The sequence below is a fragment of the Streptomyces sp. NBC_00104 genome (genome assembly GCF_045160825.1).
Classification (GTDB): Bacteria; Actinomycetota; Actinomycetes; order Streptomycetales; family Streptomycetaceae; genus Streptomyces.
The window spans coordinates 9,833,276-9,852,035 of sequence record NZ_CP108215.1; the positions used below are offsets into that span (position 1 = coordinate 9,833,276).

Sequence of the window (18,760 nt, forward strand, 5' to 3'; positions counted from 1 at the left end):
CGTGCCGACGAACAGCGCTGTGCCGCCAGCCACTCGGCCCTCCAGCTCCGTCCCTCTGCGGTTTGAGTAGGCAGCCGCGAATGCGGGGGTCGACGGCAGGTCGGAATCGCCGTCTGGCAGAAAGTGATGGCATTGCCGCTTCCCGCGCCGTCACTTCCATGGCGTCGGGATGCTGTTGCGCTCGCTGGGCTCAGTGTCCGACGAATGCCGGGCTCGGCAAGCAATCACCGACTGCCCGCCAGCATGCCATCGCGTATGACTGCGGTGGGAGGGAGTTTTTTGTCCCTGGCTACGGCGCAGCTCGAGGCGCGCTCCGTTTTCCCTGACGTTTTGTCATAAGGAGGTGGATTACGGCTTGGGAACGGGCGGGGAGGGCTTCGTGGTCGCGGGCCAGGTGTTGGTGGAACGTGCCGGGGTCTTGACGGACTCCAGGAGCAGCTGGGCGACGTCGACGACCGTGATGGACTCCTTGGCCTTGCCGCCCGCGGCGGAGCCGCTTTCGGCTGCAGCCTTCTTGCCGTTCACGGAGTCCGTGAGCATGACGAGGCAGAACGGGCAGGCGGTGGAGACGATGTCCGGGTTGAGGGAGAGGGCTTCGTCGACGCGCTCGTTGTTGATGCGCTTGCCGATCCGCTCCTCCATCCACATCCGCGCGCCGCCGGCGCCACAGCAGAAGCCGCGTTCCTTGTGGCGGTGCATCTCCTGCTGGCGCAGGCCCGGGACGGCGGTCATGATCTCGCGCGGGGGCGTGTAGATCTTGTTGTGGCGGCCCAGGTAGCAGGGGTCGTGGTAGGTGATGAGGCCCTCGACCGGGGTCACCGGGATCAGCTTGCCCTCGTCGATGAGGTGCTGGAGCAGCTGGGTGTGGTGGATGACCTCGTAGTCGCCGCCGAGCTGCGGGTACTCGTTGCCGATGGTGTTGAGGCAGTGCGGGCAGGTGGCGACGATCTTCTTGGCCGACTTGGGCTTGCGGGACTCCTCGGTCACCTTGCCGTCGTCGTCCATCTCCTCGCCGAACGCCATGTTCAGTGCCATGACGTTCTCCATGCCGAGCTCCTGGAACAGGGGCTCGTTGCCGAGGCGGCGGGCGGAGTCGCCGGTGCACTTCTCGTCGCCGCCCATGATGGCGAACTTGACGCCCGCCATGTGGAGCAGCTCCGCGAAGGCCTTGGTGGTCTTCTTGGCCCGGTCCTCCAGGGCGCCGGCGCAGCCGACCCAGTACAGGTACTCGACCTCGGAGAGGTCCTCGATGTCCTTGCCGACGACCGGGACCTCGAAGTCGACCTCCTTGAGCCACTCCAGGCGCTGCTTCTTCGCCAGGCCCCAGGGGTTGCCCTTCTTCTCCAGGTTCTTGAGCATCGTGCCCGCCTCGGACGGGAACGCGGACTCGATCATCACCTGGTAGCGGCGCATGTCGACGATGTGGTCGACGTGCTCGATGTCGACGGGGCACTGCTCGACGCAGGCGCCGCAGGTGGTGCAGGACCACAGGACGTCGGGGTCGATGACGCCGTTCTCCTCGACGGTCCCGATCAGCGGCCGCTCGGCCTCGGCGAGAGCCGAAGCGGGCACGGAGGCCAGCTGCTCCTCGGACGCCTTCTCCTCGCCCTCCATGGTCTTGCCGCCACCGGCGAGGAGGTAGGGGGCCTTGGCGTGCGCGTGGTCCCGCAGCGACATGATCAGCAGCTTGGGGGAGAGCGGCTTGCCGGTGTTCCAGGCCGGGCACTGCGACTGACAGCGGCCGCACTCGGTGCAGGTGGAGAAGTCGAGGATGCCCTTCCAGGAGAACTGCTCGACCTGGCTGACACCGAAGACGTCGTCGTCACCGGGGTCGGTGAAGTCGATCGGCTTGCCGCCCGACGTCATGGGCTGCAGACCGCCCAGCGCCGTCGCGCCGTCGGCGTTGCGCTTGAACCAGATGTTCGGGAAGCCGAGGAAGCGGTGCCAGGCGACACCCATGTTGGTGTTCAGCGAGACCGTGATCATCCAGATCAGCGAGGTGCCGATCTTGATCATCGCGACGAAGTACACCAGGTTCTGCAGGGTGGAGGGGTCCAGGTCCTTGAAGGCGAGGACCAGCGGGTACGAGGCGAAGTACCCGGCCTCGTAGTGGTCCACGTGGTGGATGGCGCCCTCGAGGCCGCGCAGCACGTAGATCGCGAGACCGATGGTGAGGATGACGTACTCGACGAAGTACGCCTGCCAGGCCTTGGAGCCCGCGAAACGCGACTTGCGGCCGGCCCGGGAGGGCAGGTTGAGCAGCCGGATGGCGATCAGCACCAGGATGCCGAGGATCGTCATCACACCGATGAACTCGATGTACATCTCGAACGGCAGGAAGCCGCCGATCACCGGCAGCGTCCAGTCCGCCTGGAACAGCTGGCCGTACGCCTGGGCGAGAGTCGGCGGCAGCGTCAGGAAGCCGATCGCGACGAACCAGTGGGCGAAGCCGACGATCCCCCACCGGTTCATCCGGGTGTGCCCGAGGAACTCCCGGGCCAGGGTGATCGAGCGCGCCTTCGGGTCATCCGTACGGCTGCCCGCCGGTACGGGCTGACCGAGCTTCACGAACCGGTAGATCTGCGCCACGGCCCGCGAGATCAGCGCAACGCCGACCACGGTCAGGACCAACGACACAATGATCGCGGCGAGTTGCATGAGGGGATCACTTTCTCAGCGAATCCGAACGGGGTCGGGTCGTGCCCAAGGGTGACTGTGGCGCCGAGCCGGGAATACGCACGTCTCAGCCCTTGCGGGTGTTGATCTTCTCGGTGAGCTGGGGGACGACGTCGAAGAGGTCGCCGACGACGCCGTAGTCGACGAGGTCGAAGATGGGGGCCTCGGCGTCCTTGTTGACGGCCACGATCGTCTTGGAGGTCTGCATGCCGGCGCGGTGCTGGATGGCGCCGGAGATGCCGTTGGCGATGTACAGCTGCGGGGAGACACTCTTGCCGGTCTGGCCGACCTGGTTGGTGTGCGGGTACCAGCCCGCGTCCACCGCGGCGCGGGAGGCGCCGACGGCGGCGCCGAGGGAGTCGGCGAGGGCCTCGATGAGTCCGAAGTTCTCGGTGCCGTTGACGCCACGGCCGCCGGAGACCACGATCGCGGCCTCCGTCAGCTCCGGGCGCCCGGTCGACTCGCGCGGGGTACGCGCGGTGACCTTGGTGCCGGTGGCCAGCGCACCGAACGTCACGGCCAGCGCCTCGACCGTACCGGCGGCCGGGGCGGCCTCCACGGCGGCGGAGTTGGGCTTGACGGTGATGACCGGGGTGCCCTTGGAGACACGGGTCCTGGTGGTGAAGGAGGCGGCGAACACCGACTGCGTGGCCACCGGACCGGAGTCACCGGCCTCCAGGTCGACGGCGTCGGTGATGATGCCGGAACCGATGCGCAGCGCCAGACGGGCGGCGATCTCCTTGCCCTCGGCGGAGGACGGGACGAGGACGGCGGCCGGGGACACGGCCTCGACGGCGGCCTGCAGCGCGTCGACCTTCGGCACGACCAGGTAGTCGGCGTACTCGGCGGCCTCGTGGGTGAGAACCCGGGTCGCGCCGTGCTCGGCGAGGGCGGCGGCCGTGCCGGCGGCGCCGGCACCGAGCGCGACGGCGACGGGCTCGCCGATGCGGCGGGCCAGGGTCAGCAGCTCCAGGGTGGGCTTGCGGACGGCACCGTCCACGTGGTCGACGTAGACGAGAACTTCAGCCATGGGATTGCTCTCCTGCGGATTGCGAAGGCCTAAAGGGGGGCGGGGCGGGGCGGTGAAGGGTCGGGCCTCGGCCGGACCCACGGGTCGCGGCGGGCCACAGGGCCTTAGATGAACTTCTGGCCCGCGAGGAACTCGGCGAGCTGCTTGCCGCCCTCGCCCTCGTCCTTGACGATCGTGCCGGCGGTACGCGCCGGGCGCGCGGCCGCGGAGTCGACAGCCGTCCAGGCACCCTCCAGACCGACCTCGTCCGCCTCGATGTCGAGGTCGGACAGGTCCCAGGCCTGCACCGGCTTCTTCTTCGCCGCCATGATGCCCTTGAAGGACGGGTAACGCGCCTCACCCGACTGGTCGGTGACCGACACCACCGCCGGCAGCGACGCCTCAAGCTGCTCGGAGGCGGTGTCACCGTCACGACGGCCCTTCACCACCCCGTCCTCGACGGACACCTCGGACAGCAGCGTCACCTGCGGAACACCCAGACGCTCCGCGACCAGCGCCGGAACCACACCCATCGTGCCGTCCGTCGACGCCATACCGGAGATCACCAGGTCAAAGCCGGCCTTCTCGATCGCCTTCGCCAGCACCAGCGACGTACCGATCGCGTCGGTGCCGTGCAGGTCGTCGTCCTCGACGTGGATCGCCTTGTCCGCGCCCATCGACAACGCCTTGCGCAGCGCGTCCTTGGCGTCCTCCGGACCCACCGTCAGCACGGTGATCTCGGCGTCGTCTCCTTCCCGTTGGCACTCCTCCGCGATCTGCAGCGCCTGCTCCACCGCGTACTCGTCCAGCTCGGAGAGCAGACCGTCCACGTCGTCACGGTCGACGGTCAGGTCATCGGCGAAGTGCCGGTCGCCAGTGGCGTCGGGCACGTACTTCACAGTGACAACGATCCTCAAGCTCAATGCATGCCCCTTCACAAACGATCTCTACAGTCGTGCTCTTTATTGACAATGCGAGAAGAGTATGACATTTAAATCCTAGTTAGATCAATACTGACTGCTCTCGAAGCACCCCTACGGACCGACGCATCGGCCATGGCTGGGCGGCTCACGCCAACGCCCGTGGATGCCTCGACACCGGGCGTGCCGGACGTAAAGGAGGACGCCGTGCTCATCGGTGTGGTGAAGGAGTCCAAACCGGGCGAGACGAGGGTCGCGACCACGCCGACGACCGCCGCGCAACTGCTGAAGCTCGGCTATGACGTGGTGGTCGAACCGGGTGCGGGTGAGGCATCCAGCTTTCCCGACGACGCGTATGTCGAGGCGGGCGCCACCATCGGTGATGCCCTGGCGGCCGACATCGTGTTCGGGGTGAACCCGCCGTCGGTAGACCAGTTGGACGAGCTGCGCGAAGGCGCCACGCTCGTCAGCCAGTTGGGGCTGACGGGGGAGCCCGACCGGGTGGAGGACCTGGCCGGGCGGCCGATCACCGTGCTCGCCATGGACGCCGTACCGCGGATCTCACGTGCCCAGTCTCTGGATGTGCTGTCCTCAATGGCCAACATCGCCGGCTACCGGGCCGTGGTCGAGGCGGCCCATGAGTTCGGCCGGTTCTTCACCGGCCAGGTCACGGCCGCGGGCAAGGTGCCTCCGGCCAAGGTGCTGGTCGCCGGTGCCGGTGTCGCCGGCCTCGCGGCGATCGGCACCGCCGGCAGTCTGGGCGCAGTGGTGCGTGCCACTGACCCGAGACCGGAGGTGGCCGACCAGGTCAGGTCACTCGGGGGCGAGTACCTGGCGATCGAGTCTCCCGAGGCGGCGGTCAGCGCGACCGGGTACGCCAAGGAGATGGGGGACGGCTACAAGACGCGTGAGGTGGAGCTGTACGCCACGCAGTGCCAGGACGTCGACATAGTCATCACCACCGCCCTCATCCCCGGGAGGCCGGCGCCGCGACTGATCACCGCCGAGATGGTGGCCGACATGAAGCCGGGCAGCGTGATCGTGGACATGGCCGCGTCCAACGGTGGCAACGTGGCGGGCTCCGTCGCGGGTCACAAGGTGGTGACCGACAACGGGGTGACCATCATCGGCTACACCGACCTCGTGGGCCGGCTTCCCGCCCAGGCCTCCCAGTTGTACGGCACCAACCTGGTCAACCTCATGAAGCTGCTGACGCCGGACAAGGACGGCACGCTGGTGCTGGACTTCGACGATGTCGTGCAGCGTTCGATGACCGTCGTGCGCAAGGGGGAGCTGACCTGGCCCCCGCCGCCGGTGCAGGTGTCGGCGACTCCGGCGGCGGCGCCTGCGGCGGCGACGGCGGTTCGGGGCGACAGCGCGGCTCCGCGAGTCGCCTCACCCGCCAAGCGGTTCACGGCGGTCGCGGCAGTCGGCGCACTGCTGTTCGTGACGGCCGCGTTGTCGCCGCGTGCACTGCAGGGCCATCTGACCGTCTTCGCTCTCGCGATCGTGGTCGGCTACTACGTGATCGGGCATGTGCACCATGCCCTGCACACTCCGCTGATGTCGGTGACCAACGCGATCTCCGGCGTCATCGTGGTCGGGGCGCTGCTGCAGATCGGCCACGGGGACACGGCGATCACGGCCGTCTCGTCCGTCGCGATCCTGCTCGCCGCCATCAACATCTTCGGTGGGTTCGCCGTCACCCGGCGCATGCTCGCCATGTTCTCCAGGAGCTGACCCCGCATGGCTGTCGACACCGCCGCACAGGCGGCATACATCGTCTCGGCACTGTTGTTCATTCTGGCCCTGGCGGGTCTGTCGAGGCACGAAACCGCCAAGGCCGGCAACACCTTCGGCATCGTCGGCATGGCGGTGGCGCTGATCGCGACGGTCGCGCTGGCCATCGACCAGGACCTGGAGAACTCCGGCCTCGGCCTGCTGATCGGCGCCACCGCCGTCGGCGCCCTCATCGGGCTCCGACGGGCCAAGGCGGTGGAGATGACCGGTATGCCGGAGCTGATCGCGCTCCTGCACAGCTTCGTGGGGCTGGCCGCGGTGATGGTCGGCTGGAACGGATACCTTCACGTCGAGGCGGACCTCGACGGCAGCGGAGCGCAGGCGCTGCGCGTCACGGACACCCTGGGCATCCATCATGCCGAGGTGTTCATCGGTGTGTTCATCGGCGCGGTGACGTTCACCGGTTCCGTCGTGGCCTTCCTCAAGCTGTCCGCACGGATGAAGTCCGCGCCGCTGACGCTGCCCGGCAAGAACGCCCTCAACGTCGGCGCCCTCCTCGTGTTCGCCATGTTGACCACCTGGTTCGTGATCGAGCCGAGCCTCTGGCTCCTGGTGGCGGTCACCGCGATCGCGCTGCTGCTCGGGTGGCACCTGGTGGCCTCGATCGGCGGCGGTGACATGCCGGTCGTGGTGTCCATGCTGAACAGCTACTCCGGCTGGGCCGCGGCCGCGTCGGGATTCCTCCTGGAGAACGACCTGCTGATCATCACGGGTGCTCTGGTCGGTTCCTCCGGCGCGTACCTGTCCTACATCATGTGCAAAGCGATGAACCGGTCCTTCCTCTCCGTGATCGCCGGTGGCTTCGGGATCGAGGCGGGCCCGGGTGGTGACCGGGACTTCGGGGAGCACCGGGAGATCGGTGCCGAAGGCGTCGCAGAGATACTCACCGGCGCCGACTCGGTGATCATCACCCCCGGCTACGGCATGGCGGTCGCGCAGGCGCAGCACGGTGTGGCCGAACTGACCCGCATCCTGAGGGAGAAGGGCAAGGACGTCCGCTTCGGGATCCATCCGGTCGCCGGGCGGCTCCCCGGCCACATGAATGTGTTGCTGGCCGAGGCCAGAGTGCCCTACGACATCGTGCTGGAGATGGACGAGATCAACGACGACTTCGACGGCACGTCCGTGGTGCTCGTCATCGGCGCCAACGACACCGTCAACCCGTCGGCGACGGACGACCCCGGCAGCCCGATCGCCGGTATGCCGGTGCTGCGGGTCTGGGAGGCCGACAACGTGGTGGTCTTCAAGCGGTCCATGGCCTCCGGTTACGCCGGCGTGCAGAACCCGTTGTTCTTCCGGGAGAACTCGGCGATGCTCTTCGGCGACGCCAAGGAGCGTGTGGAGGACATCCTGCGCGCACTCTGACGCAGTCGCGGCCGGCCGCTGACACAGTCTCGGCCGGCCGCGACGCGGCCTCGTCCGATATCCATCACGCTGTCTTTCCCGAGCTTCCCTCAACCCACCGCCGGGCCACCAGGGCCGGTCACGTCATGCGCCGTAGGTGCGACGACCTGGCGCCGCCCTCGTGTTCGACGAGGAATTCTTCCTCTACGTGAGTCCCGCTGTCGGAACGATGGCGGCCTTCGCGACCTACGGTGCGGGGTTGGAGTTCTTTTGGCCGTGACGACGGAGTCGCCGGGGGAGCGGCCGTCACGATGCCGCCCAATCCGCCTTCTTCACCGGCCTGTTCGGTACGCGCGTACGCTGCAGCGGTGTCTGGCTCGGCCGTGAGAGCGGGACGAAGGTGGGGGAGGCCTGACACCTATGCTCGCCACGGCCCTGCTGCCCTGGGTGAACTCTGTGGGGCGGCCGCTGGGTACATGGTGTTGACCAGTCTTGTCGGATGCACGGCCGTCTTCCTGGCCTGACCTGCCGCCGACTGCGGGCGGCTCAAGAGACCACTCCACGAGTCGAACAGGAGTGAGCCCGGGCTGAGAGCCACGGCGAGCACATGGGGGCACCGTATGACGAGGTATGGGCTGCACATTGGCGGCTATTGGGCCGGCCCCGACCCGACGGCGGCGAGTGGCTCGACACCGAGGATCCGTACTTGGGGGCGGCCCTGGGCCGGATCTCCCGCGGGAACGGCCAGGATACTTCGCTTACCGTGATCGCCGTCCGCGATCAGCGTGGTGATCGGCGGACGACGAAGCTCCGCCGAACATCTTCGTGAGGCGGTGCCAAGCGTCAAAGGGGTGGTTCCGGAGGCAGGCGGTCACCCTCAGTTACCGCCTGCCTCCGGCTCGCACCACCGCGCCCGGCGTTCCGGGCCTCGCGGTGCGGGGCGAGGCCCGGAAGCCAGTGGATCAGGGCGCGGGGTGGGAGTCGTGGGTCTGGCCCAGAAGCCGCCTGGCTCTCTCCAGGACGGGCTTGTCGATCATCCGGCCGTCGACCGCGGTGACGGAGTCCCCCGCGGCGATGACGGTGCGCGCCCACTCCAACTCGGCCTCCGACGGGGCGAATCCCCGGCCGACTGCCTCGACCTGGGCCGGGTGGATGCAGAGTTTCCCGGTGAAGCCCAGGCGGCGCGCGTGCATGACGTCCTCGTGCAGGACCTCGGCGTCCTTCACCGCGGTGGTGACCCCGTCGACCGGTGGGCAGATGCCGGCCGCGGCGGAGGCCGAGACGAGCTTGGAGCGCGCGTACGCGAGGGCGGCATGGTCGTCCCAGGCGACACCGAGCTGCCCGGCGAGGTCGACGTTGCCGAAGGCCGCACGGGCGACGCCCACCGTGGCGCACACCTCCCACGCCCGCTCCACACCCGCCGCCGTCTCGATGAGGGGAACGAGCTCGCAGCGTCCGGCGACCCGGGCGGCGACTTCCGTGAGTACGGCCGGATCATCCGCCTTGGGCACCATGACGGGGCAGCCGTGGCGGGCCGCTTCCGCCAGGTCGGACTGGAACCACGGGGTTCCCGGCGGATTGATCCGGACGACCGCGTCGTTCCCCTGAGCGAGCCAGGCGGCGGCACTGGCGCGGGCCTGCGCCTTGTCCTCAGCCGCGACGGCGTCTTCGAGGTCGATGATGACCAGGTCCGCACCAGCAGCGGCGGCCTTGGAGAAGCGGTCCGGGCGGTGTCCTGGGACGAAGAGCCAGCTACGAGCCGACGAGATGTACCTGCTGCCGATGGTCATGCGAACGTCACTTCGGCGGTGGCGTGCTGGGCCTCTCGGCCAGAGGCGATACGCAGCTCCGTCCGGCCGCCCACCGGAGTGCCGGCGGCGAGAAGGCGCTCGCCCGCGAAGGCCGGGCTGCGCAGACGATAGGACACGGATCGCACCTGTCGGGCCGGGGCGTTGCGGTGGACGAGATCCATCATGAGCAGCACCAGAAGGGGGCCGTGGACCACCAGCCCCGGATAGCCCTCCTCGTCCCGGGCGTAGGGCAGGTCGTAGTGGATGCGGTGGGCATTGGAGGTGAGCGCGCTGAAGCGGAACAGCAGGGGCGGGTCCGGCTGCAGTGAGAGCTGCCACGCGTCGTCGGCCTGGGGTTCCGCCAACGCTTCGAGCGCCGCGGGAGTGCTCCGGGTGGGGCCGCGTCCGGACCGGTAAACAATGTCCTGCTCCTCGACGAGACAGGTCCGGCCCCCCTGCTGGAACTCGTTGCGCTGGGTCACGAAGAGCAGTTCACCGGTTCTGCCGTGCTTGACCTCGACGCTCTGAACGCTGCTGACCCGCTCGGCCTTCTCACCGAGACGCAGGGGTTCGGAGACGGTGCAGCGCCCTCCGGCGAACATCCGCTGACGGTCAGGGACGGGGGGCAGGAAGTGGCCGTGAGCCGGGTGGCCGTCGGGCCCGAGATCGCACTGGGCGGGCCAGTCCAAAAAATAGAGCCAGTGCCACAGCGCCGGGAGAGGAGCCCCCGAGCCTGCGACCGGTTCGGGTCTGTCGAGCAGCGCTGCCAGCGCCGCGACGGGTCCTGGGAGCAGCGGGTCCTCGCAGGTGACCGAGCCCGGCTTCCATGACTCCACGTGCGCTTGCAGAGGACTCGTACTGAGCTGCATCGGTCCGTCCTTGGGAGCGGTGGGGTGCACGCGGGCGCTGCGCCGCTGATGGGCCCGGCCCGTCGACTGACGACCTTGACATAGTTGTAAGACAATTACATGATTGTCAATAGAGGGGCGCTTGTGGGCGCACGGTGAAAATGCCCGCCCAGCCTGGAAGCAGGGCGGTTGATTCCTCTTGACCGGTTCCCTCTGGTCCAGGGTGTCCAGCGGTTCTTGTGTGCTGTGGAAGCACCTGCAGTGCGCCGTTCCGCAGAAGGGAATCACGTTGACGCCATCACCCCGGCCGCTCGGCGGCCTGCGCATCGTCGAAGGCGCTTCCTTCGTGGCCGGCCCCTCGGCGGGCCTGGCTCTTGCCCAGCTCGGGGCGGACATCATCCGGGTCGACCCTCCGGGCGGTGGAAGCGACTTCCTTCGTTGGCCGCTCTCCTCCACCGGGCACAGTCTGTTCTGGGCCGGCCTGAACAAGGGCAAGCGGTCCGTGACGATCGACCACCGTACTGAGCAGGGACGGGAACTGCTGCTCGCCCTCGCCACGGCGCCCGGAAGCGGGGCCGGGATCTTCCTGGACAACATGGTCGGCAGGCACCGGCTGACGTACGACGAACTGCGTGCTCGGCGCAAGGACGTCATCCACGTGCACCTCCAGGGCAGGAGTGACGGGTCCCCGGCCGTCGACTACACGATCAACGCGGAAGTGGGAGTACCGCAGATGACCGGCCCCCAGGGCGGGGAGCAGCCGGTCAATCACGTACTGCCCGCCTGGGACCTGCTGTCCGGAATGGTCGTGGCCTCGGGAATCCTGGCCGCTGTCCTCCATCGTGAGCGTGAGGGGCAGGGAGCCCAGCTCGAACTCGCCCTGGCGGACGTGGCGTTGGCCGGCGTCGGCAGCATGGGATGGCTGGCGGAAGCGGAGATGAGGGGCGGTCCGCGGGGCCGGCAGGGAAACCACATGTACGGCTCCTTCGGCGTGGACTTCGAGACCTCGGACGGTCGTCGGCTGATGGTGGTCGCCCTGACCGAGGGGCAATGGCGCGCACTGCGCGACGTCACCGAGACGGGTGCCGTCTTCGCCGCGCTGGAGCGGGCCCTGGGCGCGGACCTGAGCCAGGAGGGCGACAGGTATCGGCTGCGGGAGACGATCGCCGCCGTGCTGAGGCCATGGTTCGCCCAGCGGGACTTCGGCACGGTGCGCGAACTGCTGGAGCGCGCGAAGGTCCTGTGGAGTCCGTATCTGGACATGGCCGAGGCGGCTCGCGCCGCACGCGCTGACGAGACGTCGGTGGCGGCGGAGATGGACCAACCCGGGATCGGCCCTCTGCTGGCTACTGGCCGACCACTGCGGTGGGCCGGAACCGGGGCGCCTCCCGTGCCGGCTCCACGCCTCGGCGAACACACCGAGGACGTGCTGTCCGACCTCCTCGGCCTCTCGAGCGAGGAGATCGGCCGACTGCAGGACGCGGGTGTCGTCCGTGTGAGCGGCGATGGCAGCCGGCGGAGTCGACGGTCGCCCTAGCCGCGACAGCGCAGTCTGCCCGCGCGGGCGTGACCGCCCCCGGAACTCGTGCTCCGGTGGCGACGCCGGTTGGCGGTGCTGGGTCCGGCCGCAGGCCGCTCTTCTTTGGTGCGTGCCGGTAGAAGGGCGGGCCTTTGTGGTCTTCTGTCAGCCTTGATCGACACACCGGCAGTGACGGTTGTGTGGCCTGGCACGGTGAACGGAGGGCCCGTGACGGTCGTGTCAGGGGACCCTTCCTGAGTGTCCGGCCGGATTCCCTCCTCGTCGGGGCCGTACACGACGACGTCGCACCGAACGGTTCGACCGTTGCTTCCTCGGCTCTGACGACGCCGGTGTATCGGACGGTGTCGGAAGTGTTTCGATCTCCGTCATCGACGAACGCCGCGACGTCCTGACGTTCTCGATCCGGCAGACCGGCGACTGAACGCGCTTCCGAGTTGCTGTCGCCCACCGGCAGCCCCTGCCCTCGACGTGATCTTGTACAGCCGCGTCACCAACGCCCCCCGGCTGGCCGGCCACTCCGCTGGCCGCAGAGCCACCCGTGCTCGTCAGGCGCTGTTCGGACGGCCCGTGGCGGTGGGCACTCCTGCGGCAGTAGGGAACGATGCGGCGTTCGACGGTGAGGTCGAGGAAAACGCGTCCATCACGAGGTGGCAACAGACCCGAATGTCACTGCCAGGCCTCTTGACGGACAGTTGTTACGCAGCTTTGAATGCAGTCTGACATTAGCTCGCTTGGTAGAAGTTGGGCCAGGCGCTCTGCAATGAGGCGGTGTGCTGATGAAGGTAACGCGCTGGGATCTGCCGAGGGTGGCCGTGGACGCCCCCTCTGCCGATGCCGCCGCAGTGGCTGCGGCTGAGCGTGCGGGCCGGCTCACAGACTTGAAATATCGCTGGCCCGCTCGCTACCGGGCGAGCTGGGCCGCGTTCCTGATGCTCGCCGCGGTGGTGCTCTTCGCGGCACCGCGCACGCTCAGCAGCGCGTCGCTCGAAATGGTCACCGCGCTCGCCGGTGTGCTGGCGATCGCCGCGATCGGACAGATGCTGATCATCATGCTGGGTTCGATCGATCTGTCGGTCTCGGCCATCATGTCCGTGGCGGCCGGCATGATCGTCCACTACGGCGGCCCAGGGGCGAGCGTGCCGACGGTGATCGCCTTCGCGTTGGTGATCCCGGTCGTGTTCAGTGTGGTCAACGGAGTGCTCATCGCAGTTTTCCGGCTCAACGCACTGATCGTCACCCTGGCGACGTTCGGCATGATCTCCGGTGGGATCACGCTGTGGACGAGCGTGTCGCTGTCCGTCTCCGGGCAGGCGCCACAGTCCCTCCAGGACTTCGCACAGAAGACGTTCTTCGGCGTCAATGTCGTCTTCCTGTTCGCGCTGGTCGTGGCCGTGATACTCGCCGCGATCCTGACCAAGACCCGCTTCGGCCGCCGGATCGCAGCCGTCGGCGCCAATCGGCGATCGGCGCGCGCACTCGGAATCCGGGTCACCGCGGTCGAACTGTCGACGTACGCCCTCGCCGGGCTGCTCTACGGCATCGCGGGCGTGCTGCTGGCCGGGTACATAGGGACGCCGGACGTCTACGCGGGCGCACCGTACCAAATGGCCACGATCACGGCGGCGGGCATCGCGGGAGTGATCTTCAGCGGAGGGCCGGCGAGCGTCGCCAGCGTCGTGATCGCCGCAATCTTCCTCCAGTTTCTCGACCAGGCGCTCTCCCTCATGGGCCTTTCGGCCGGGGCGCGCGTGGTGATCCAAGGACTTGCCCTCGTGGTCGCCGTCGCTGCCATCACCCTTGGTCAGTACGGCGCCTCGAGCTTCAGGCGTGGCTTCAAGAAGGCCGGACGCCCCGTTGCCGGCGGCTGACCCCAAGCAGTGTCATCCGCCGCATCTCCGTTACCTGCCATGCCGATAGGAGCACATCAATGACGATGGGCAAGCAGGCCTGCGTGCGTAGTCGTAAGACCCGCCAAAGGCTCACCATCACCACAGTCGCCGCGATACTCGCGCTGACCGCCTGTTCCAGCACGACAGCGAGCAACTCCGCGAACAACGCGGGCTCGGCGGACGCGTCCGCAGGGTCCTCCGCGCCGGTCGACGAGAAGGCCGTCGCCACGACCATCACGCGCATGTTCCTGAAGGACATTCCGGTCGAAACCATGGACCCGGTCGTCCAGGAAGCCATGAAGACGGCCGCCGTCAAGTTCACGCCGAAGATGGAGTCCAAGCTCCAGGAGTGTCTGACGAAGAACGTCTGTGAGACCGGCACCGGCTCGCTCACGATCGGCTTCCCGAACGACAACATCAATCCGTGGCGGCAGACCTTCCGCGCCGAACTCACCGCCCAGGCGATCTCCTCGGGCCAGGTCTCGAGGATCATCTACAGCCTGGGTTCCGATGTCGCGAGCTACCTGGCGAACTTCAAGAGCATGATCGCCCAGAGGCCCGACATCATCGTGATGGACACGATCTGGGGAGCCGCCGTACTGCCCGTGGTGCAGCAGGCCAAGGCGGCCGGCATCACCGTCGTCCAGGTGGAGACACCGGTTCCGGACGCGGTCGCGAAGGCGGTGGACGTCTACGCGCCCGCCGACCTCTGCGGTGCCTACACCGACGGTGCGAAGCAAGTGGCCCAGATGGTCGGCAAGCCCGGCACCTACGGTCTCTACACCGGTGTTCCCGGCAACGCCAGCGCGGCGGCATGGCAGCCGTGCCTCCAGAAGGGCCTGAAGGACGCGGGCTGGCGCAAGTCGATCGAGGGCTTCACGCAGTGGACACCCCAGGGCATGACGCAGGCGGGTAATTCCCTGTACGCCTCCGGCCGGGCCCCTGAGGCGGTGGCTTACGACTACACCCTGGAATACTTCATGGCCCCGTACCTCAAGGCCGACCGTACGCCGCCGATTCTGATGTCGGACGTCGTGAACTACGCCTTCCTCAAGCAGTTCAAGCAGGCGCAGGAGGACGGCGTCAAGGCAACCGCGTTCGTCGCCAACAGCCGTGTGTGGTACGGCCGCATCGGTGTCACCGCCGGAATCATGGCCAAGCAGGGCCAGAAGGTCGACCACGAGGTGTCGATTCCGTACCCGATGGTGGACATCAGCGAGGTGATGCCGAGCTACGACCCGGCGATGCCGGCGAACGCACCGGTCCCCACCCTCTTCAATGCCAAGCAGGCGGCCGCGGTTCTTGCGGCAGGTTCGTGATTCCTGAACGACCTGGTGGTTCTGGCCGGACCGGGCGAGGCCCGGTCCGGCCAGAACCGAAGAATCGAATCAGCCAGCGGAGGAATCCTTGATGGAGAAGATCATGCCGCGTACAGACGATCTCGCCGAGGACAGGACCCCCGGCACTACGGACGTGGAGCGCAGCGTCCCCGCCGTCACCCTCACCGGGGTCACGAAGTCGTTTCCCGGCGTTCGCGCACTGTCCGACGTCGACTTCGACTGTCGCCCGGGCGAGGTCCACGCCCTGGTCGGCGAGAACGGCTCCGGGAAGTCGACCCTGATCAAGATCGCGTCGGGTGTCCTGGGCGCGGACGAGGGCACTGTCCTCATCGGCGGCGAGGAACTCGGTGCCGGCGGAGTGCAGCGGGCCCGGCGCCTGGGACTCATCACCGCCTACCAGGACACTTCACTGGTCCCCGAGCTGAGCGTGGCCGACAACATCACCCTCAGCTTCAACGCCGTCGGCGAGTCGCGGCCGCCCGACCTGGACCGGATGCTCGCCCGGTTCCACCTCCCGTTCAAGCCCACGGACCTGGTCTCCGCTCTCGGCCCGGGCGCCCGCCAACTGCTCGAAGTGGCGAGAGCGATGGCCCACCGCCCCCGCGTACTGATGCTCGACGAGCCCACCGCCGCGCTCGACATGCGCTTGGCGGAGCAGCTCAGCGATCTCATCAAGCAGGCCCGCGACGAGGGCGCCGCCATCGTGTACGTGAGCCACCGACTGGCCGAGGTCAAGCGCCTTGCCGACCGTGTCACGGTGCTGCGCGACGGCGTCATCCAGGGTACGCACGAATCGCGGGACTGGGACGTCGACGAGATCGTCGAACTCATGGTCGGCGCGCCGACCGAACTCGAGTTCCCCACGCGTACGCCGCCGTCTTCGTCGCCCGTCCGGCTGGACATCCAAGAGCTCTCCGGTCGCGGGTTCGGGCCGGTGTCGATCAACGTGCGTGCGGGCGAGATCGTCGGCGTCGCCGGGGCCGAAGGCAACGGCCAGCGAGCGCTGCTCCGCGGCGTCATCGGCATCGACCGGACCGGCGGATCCAGCAGCGTCGACGGCAAGAAGCTGCGCCGCGTCACGCCGGCGACCGCGCTCGACGCCGGCATCAGCTTCCAGAGCGGCGACCGGGCGGCCGAATCGGTCTTCGAGTCGATGTCGGTCATGGACAACGCCACGATCCAGCTGGGCCCCGATGCCGGGCCCGCCGGGTTGTCGCTCAGTCGACGGTTGCTGCCTGCCTTCCGGCAGGCGAAACGTGATCTGGGCATCGTCGCGGCGTCGCCGTATCAACCCGTCAGCGGACTGTCGGGCGGCAACCAGCAGAAGTCCGTGCTCGCCAGGCCCGCGCTGCGCCAGCCGAAGGTGCTCATCGTCGACGAGCCCACGCAGGGCGTCGACGCGCGGGCCCGTATGGACATCTACCGCGTCCTCGCGTCCGCTGCCGACGAGGGCATCGCGGTCCTTGTGAACTCCTCCGACTCGGCTGAACTCGCGGGGCTCTGCGACCGTGTGTACGTCATGTCGCGCGGACGCGTCGTCCAGGAACTCAGCGGGCCGACGACCGAGACCGAGATCGTGCGCGGCTTCGTCAGCGCGACCGATGTGGCCGAAGAGCAGGGACCCGCCCTGATCCAGGGCCAGGGACTGCTGCGGCGGCTGGTCGGCCGCGTGTCGGCGCACCTGCCCATCGCCATCCTGCTGCTGCTGATCACCATGGTCGCGCTCTACACCGGCACGCAGTCCGACGTGTTCTGGACGAAGACGAACCTGGCGAACCTGCTGATCCTCACGTTGCCGCTGGCCTTCGTCGCGATCGGTCAACAGTTCGTGATGTTCACCGGCCTGCTGGACATCTCCATAGGTTCGACGATGAGCCTGACGGTCGTCATCGTCTCCATGACGTTGCCCGACCTCGGGTTGTCATCGCTCCTCTCCACGCTGAGCCTGTTGACAGTGGAAGTCCTGGCGATCGGCCTGTTCAACGTTCTACTGATCGAAGTTCTCAAAGTGACACCGATCGTCGCGACGGTGGCGACCATGGGCATCGTTCAGGGCATCGCGATCGTCCTGCGTCCGCAACCGGACGGTGCGATCGCCCCGGAACTCGTCACACTCGTCGCTCAGGGCATCGGCTTTGTTCCGGCCGCGTTCATCATGCTGGTGGTCATCGCGGGCGTCACAGAGCTCTGGCTCCGTCGAAGCCGCGGCGGGCTCGCCCTGCGCGCTGTGGGATTCCACGGCGAATCCGCTCGTCGTGTGGGGACACGCGTCGTCCGGGTACGTGTGCTCAGCCTCATTCTCTGTGCCCTCGGCGCCGTAATCGGTGGCGTCTTCCTCGCGAGCCAGACCGGCTTGGGGTCGAACGCGGTAGGCGCCGGCTACACCCTTCCCTGCTTCGCCGCCGTGTTCCTCGGCGGAGCGGTGCTCAGCGGTGGCCGCGGCTCGTTCGTCGGCGCCATGCTCGGGGCGCTGTTCCTGGGCCTGCTGAACAACGTCACACCGCTGCTGCACATCCCGGACGCCTGGCAGCAGATCCTTTACGGGGGCATTCTGCTGGTGGCCGTCGCTGCCTACGCCTCGCTCGAGCGCGCCCGCAACCGCGGCGTCCGCACAGCCTGACAACCCAATCGGCTCGCACTGGAGAACAACGGTGACCTACGAGATCAACACACTGATCCCCAGTCGGACCTTCGTGGAGGCGCCCCGCTGGCACGAGAACCGGGTCTGGTTCTCAGAGCTGTACACATGCAGCGTCATGTCGGCCAGGGAGGACGGCTCCGACCTTCGCGTCGAGGCGACAGTCCCGGCACAGCCGTCCGGCCTGGCCTGGCTGCCCGACGGCCGACTGCTCGTCGCGTCGATGAGGGATCGCACGTTGTTGCGTCGCGAGGCCGACGGCAGCATGGTGGTGCATGCCGACCTGAGCGGACATGTCAACGGCTTTTGCAACGAAGTCATCGTCGACCGGCACGGCCGGGCTTATGTCGGCGACTTCGGATTCGACCTGGACCACCGGGCCCCGATGGCACCAGGCTCGCTTCACCGGATCGATCCGGACGGCCGGATCACCCGGGTCGCCACCGACCTCTGGTTCCCGAACGGCTGCGTCATCACCGAAGACAACGTCTTCATCGTCAACGAAACCTTCGGGAACCGCATCTCCGCCTTCGACCTGACTGACGACGGGCGGCTCGTCAATCACCGGGTGTGGGCCGAGTTCGGTCCGCTGCCCAGAACGACGGAGTTCGCCCAGGCCGAGGCGGAGTTCCTCGTGTGGCCTGACGGCATGTGCGTCGATGCCGAGGGTGCGCTGTGGATCGCCGACCTCGGTTCCGAAAAGGTCCTGCGCCTGCGCGAAGGGGGCGAGGTGATCGACGAGATCGTGCCCGGCATGATGCCCTTCTCGTCCGTCATCGGAGGGGAGGACGGCCACACCATGTTCATCTGCGCCGCACCCAACTTCGACGAGCAGGAACGCCGGAGCACGACCGAGGCGAGGATTCTGACGACGCGCGTGTCGGTGGGGATGGCAACGGGGACGATGGAGAGCCGGCCTGCTGAAGTCAGGTAGCCCGTGTCGTGCTGCTTCGCTCCGCACCAGGC

General features: G+C 67.9%; 12 protein-coding genes. 7 read left to right on the top strand and 5 right to left on the bottom strand.

The annotated features are described in order from the left end of the window. Positions 1 to 348 precede the first annotated feature (348 nt). The 3 genes from OG272_RS43020 to OG272_RS43030 form a co-directional block, all read right to left on the bottom strand. Positions 349 to 2,658 (bottom strand): heterodisulfide reductase-related iron-sulfur binding cluster, encoded by a 2,310-nt coding sequence (locus OG272_RS43020; protein WP_405895819.1) that lies wholly within the window; start codon positions 2,656 to 2,658, stop codon positions 349 to 351. A gap of 85 nt (positions 2,659 to 2,743) precedes the next feature. Further along, a complete protein-coding gene (locus tag OG272_RS43025; RefSeq protein ID WP_405895820.1) occupies positions 2,744 to 3,706 on the bottom strand; it encodes an electron transfer flavoprotein subunit alpha/FixB family protein in 963 nt (320 codons plus the stop codon). 104 nt (positions 3,707 to 3,810) lie between these two features. After that, positions 3,811 to 4,608: an electron transfer flavoprotein subunit beta/FixA family protein gene (locus OG272_RS43030; protein ID WP_405895821.1), complete on the bottom strand. Its 798-nt coding sequence runs from the start codon at positions 4,606 to 4,608 to the stop codon at positions 3,811 to 3,813. Positions 4,609 to 4,812: 204 nt separating this feature from the next. Between OG272_RS43030 and OG272_RS43035 the strand changes: the two genes are divergently transcribed. Further along, positions 4,813 to 6,345 (top strand): Re/Si-specific NAD(P)(+) transhydrogenase subunit alpha, encoded by a 1,533-nt coding sequence (locus tag OG272_RS43035; RefSeq protein WP_328224501.1) that lies wholly within the window; start codon positions 4,813 to 4,815, stop codon positions 6,343 to 6,345. A gap of 6 nt (positions 6,346 to 6,351) precedes the next feature. Continuing rightward, positions 6,352 to 7,770, top strand: coding sequence for a Re/Si-specific NAD(P)(+) transhydrogenase subunit beta (gene pntB, locus OG272_RS43040; RefSeq protein WP_327726617.1), 1,419 nt, complete (start codon positions 6,352 to 6,354; stop codon positions 7,768 to 7,770). Between the two features lie 941 nt (positions 7,771 to 8,711). Here pntB and OG272_RS43045 read toward each other — a convergent pair. Then, positions 8,712 to 9,539 (bottom strand): CoA ester lyase, encoded by an 828-nt coding sequence (locus OG272_RS43045; protein ID WP_327726616.1) that lies wholly within the window; start codon positions 9,537 to 9,539, stop codon positions 8,712 to 8,714. Further along, a complete protein-coding gene (locus OG272_RS43050) occupies positions 9,536 to 10,141 on the bottom strand; it encodes a hypothetical protein (RefSeq protein WP_405895822.1) in 606 nt (201 codons plus the stop codon). Before OG272_RS43050 ends, OG272_RS43045 begins: the two co-directional genes overlap by 4 nt. Before the next feature lie 535 nt (positions 10,142 to 10,676). Here OG272_RS43050 and OG272_RS43055 point away from each other — a divergent pair. The 5 genes from OG272_RS43055 to OG272_RS43075 all read left to right on the top strand — a co-directional run bounded on the left by OG272_RS43055 (position 10,677) and on the right by OG272_RS43075 (position 18,728). Then, on the top strand, positions 10,677 to 11,924 hold the full coding sequence (locus OG272_RS43055; protein ID WP_328224503.1) for a CoA transferase: 1,248 nt from the start codon (positions 10,677 to 10,679) through the stop codon (positions 11,922 to 11,924). A 779-nt stretch (positions 11,925 to 12,703) separates the two neighbouring features. Beyond that, positions 12,704 to 13,795 (top strand): ABC transporter permease, encoded by a 1,092-nt coding sequence (locus tag OG272_RS43060; RefSeq protein WP_326585513.1) that lies wholly within the window; start codon positions 12,704 to 12,706, stop codon positions 13,793 to 13,795. A 59-nt stretch (positions 13,796 to 13,854) separates the two neighbouring features. Further along, positions 13,855 to 15,135, top strand: coding sequence for a substrate-binding domain-containing protein (locus OG272_RS43065; RefSeq protein WP_328224504.1), 1,281 nt, complete (start codon positions 13,855 to 13,857; stop codon positions 15,133 to 15,135). A gap of 103 nt (positions 15,136 to 15,238) precedes the next feature. Continuing rightward, on the top strand, positions 15,239 to 17,776 hold the full coding sequence (locus tag OG272_RS43070; RefSeq protein ID WP_327750268.1) for an ATP-binding cassette domain-containing protein: 2,538 nt from the start codon (positions 15,239 to 15,241) through the stop codon (positions 17,774 to 17,776). Between the two features lie 31 nt (positions 17,777 to 17,807). Continuing rightward, positions 17,808 to 18,728 carry an SMP-30/gluconolactonase/LRE family protein gene (locus OG272_RS43075; protein WP_326574313.1) on the top strand — a complete coding sequence of 307 codons (921 nt, stop codon included), beginning with the start codon at positions 17,808 to 17,810 and terminating at the stop codon, positions 18,726 to 18,728. Positions 18,729 to 18,760: the final 32 nt, after the last annotated feature.

Excerpts from the sequence above, each read along its gene's own strand:
- OG272_RS43025 (WP_405895820.1), bottom strand. The coding sequence starts at position 3,706 with ATGGCTGAAGTTCTCGTCTACGTCGACCACGTGGACGGTGCCGTCCGC.
- OG272_RS43020 (WP_405895819.1), bottom strand. The coding sequence starts at position 2,658 with ATGCAACTCGCCGCGATCATTGTGTCGTTGGTCCTGACCGTGGTCGGC.
- OG272_RS43045 (WP_327726616.1), bottom strand. The coding sequence starts at position 9,539 with ATGACCATCGGCAGCAGGTACATCTCGTCGGCTCGTAGCTGGCTCTTC.
- pntB (WP_327726617.1), top strand. The coding sequence starts at position 6,352 with ATGGCTGTCGACACCGCCGCACAGGCGGCATACATCGTCTCGGCACTG.
- OG272_RS43065 (WP_328224504.1), top strand. The coding sequence starts at position 13,855 with ATGACGATGGGCAAGCAGGCCTGCGTGCGTAGTCGTAAGACCCGCCAA.
- OG272_RS43070 (WP_327750268.1), top strand. The coding sequence starts at position 15,239 with ATGCCGCGTACAGACGATCTCGCCGAGGACAGGACCCCCGGCACTACG.
- OG272_RS43050 (WP_405895822.1), bottom strand. The coding sequence starts at position 10,141 with ATGTTCGCCGGAGGGCGCTGCACCGTCTCCGAACCCCTGCGTCTCGGT.
- OG272_RS43060 (WP_326585513.1), top strand. The coding sequence starts at position 12,704 with ATGAAGGTAACGCGCTGGGATCTGCCGAGGGTGGCCGTGGACGCCCCC.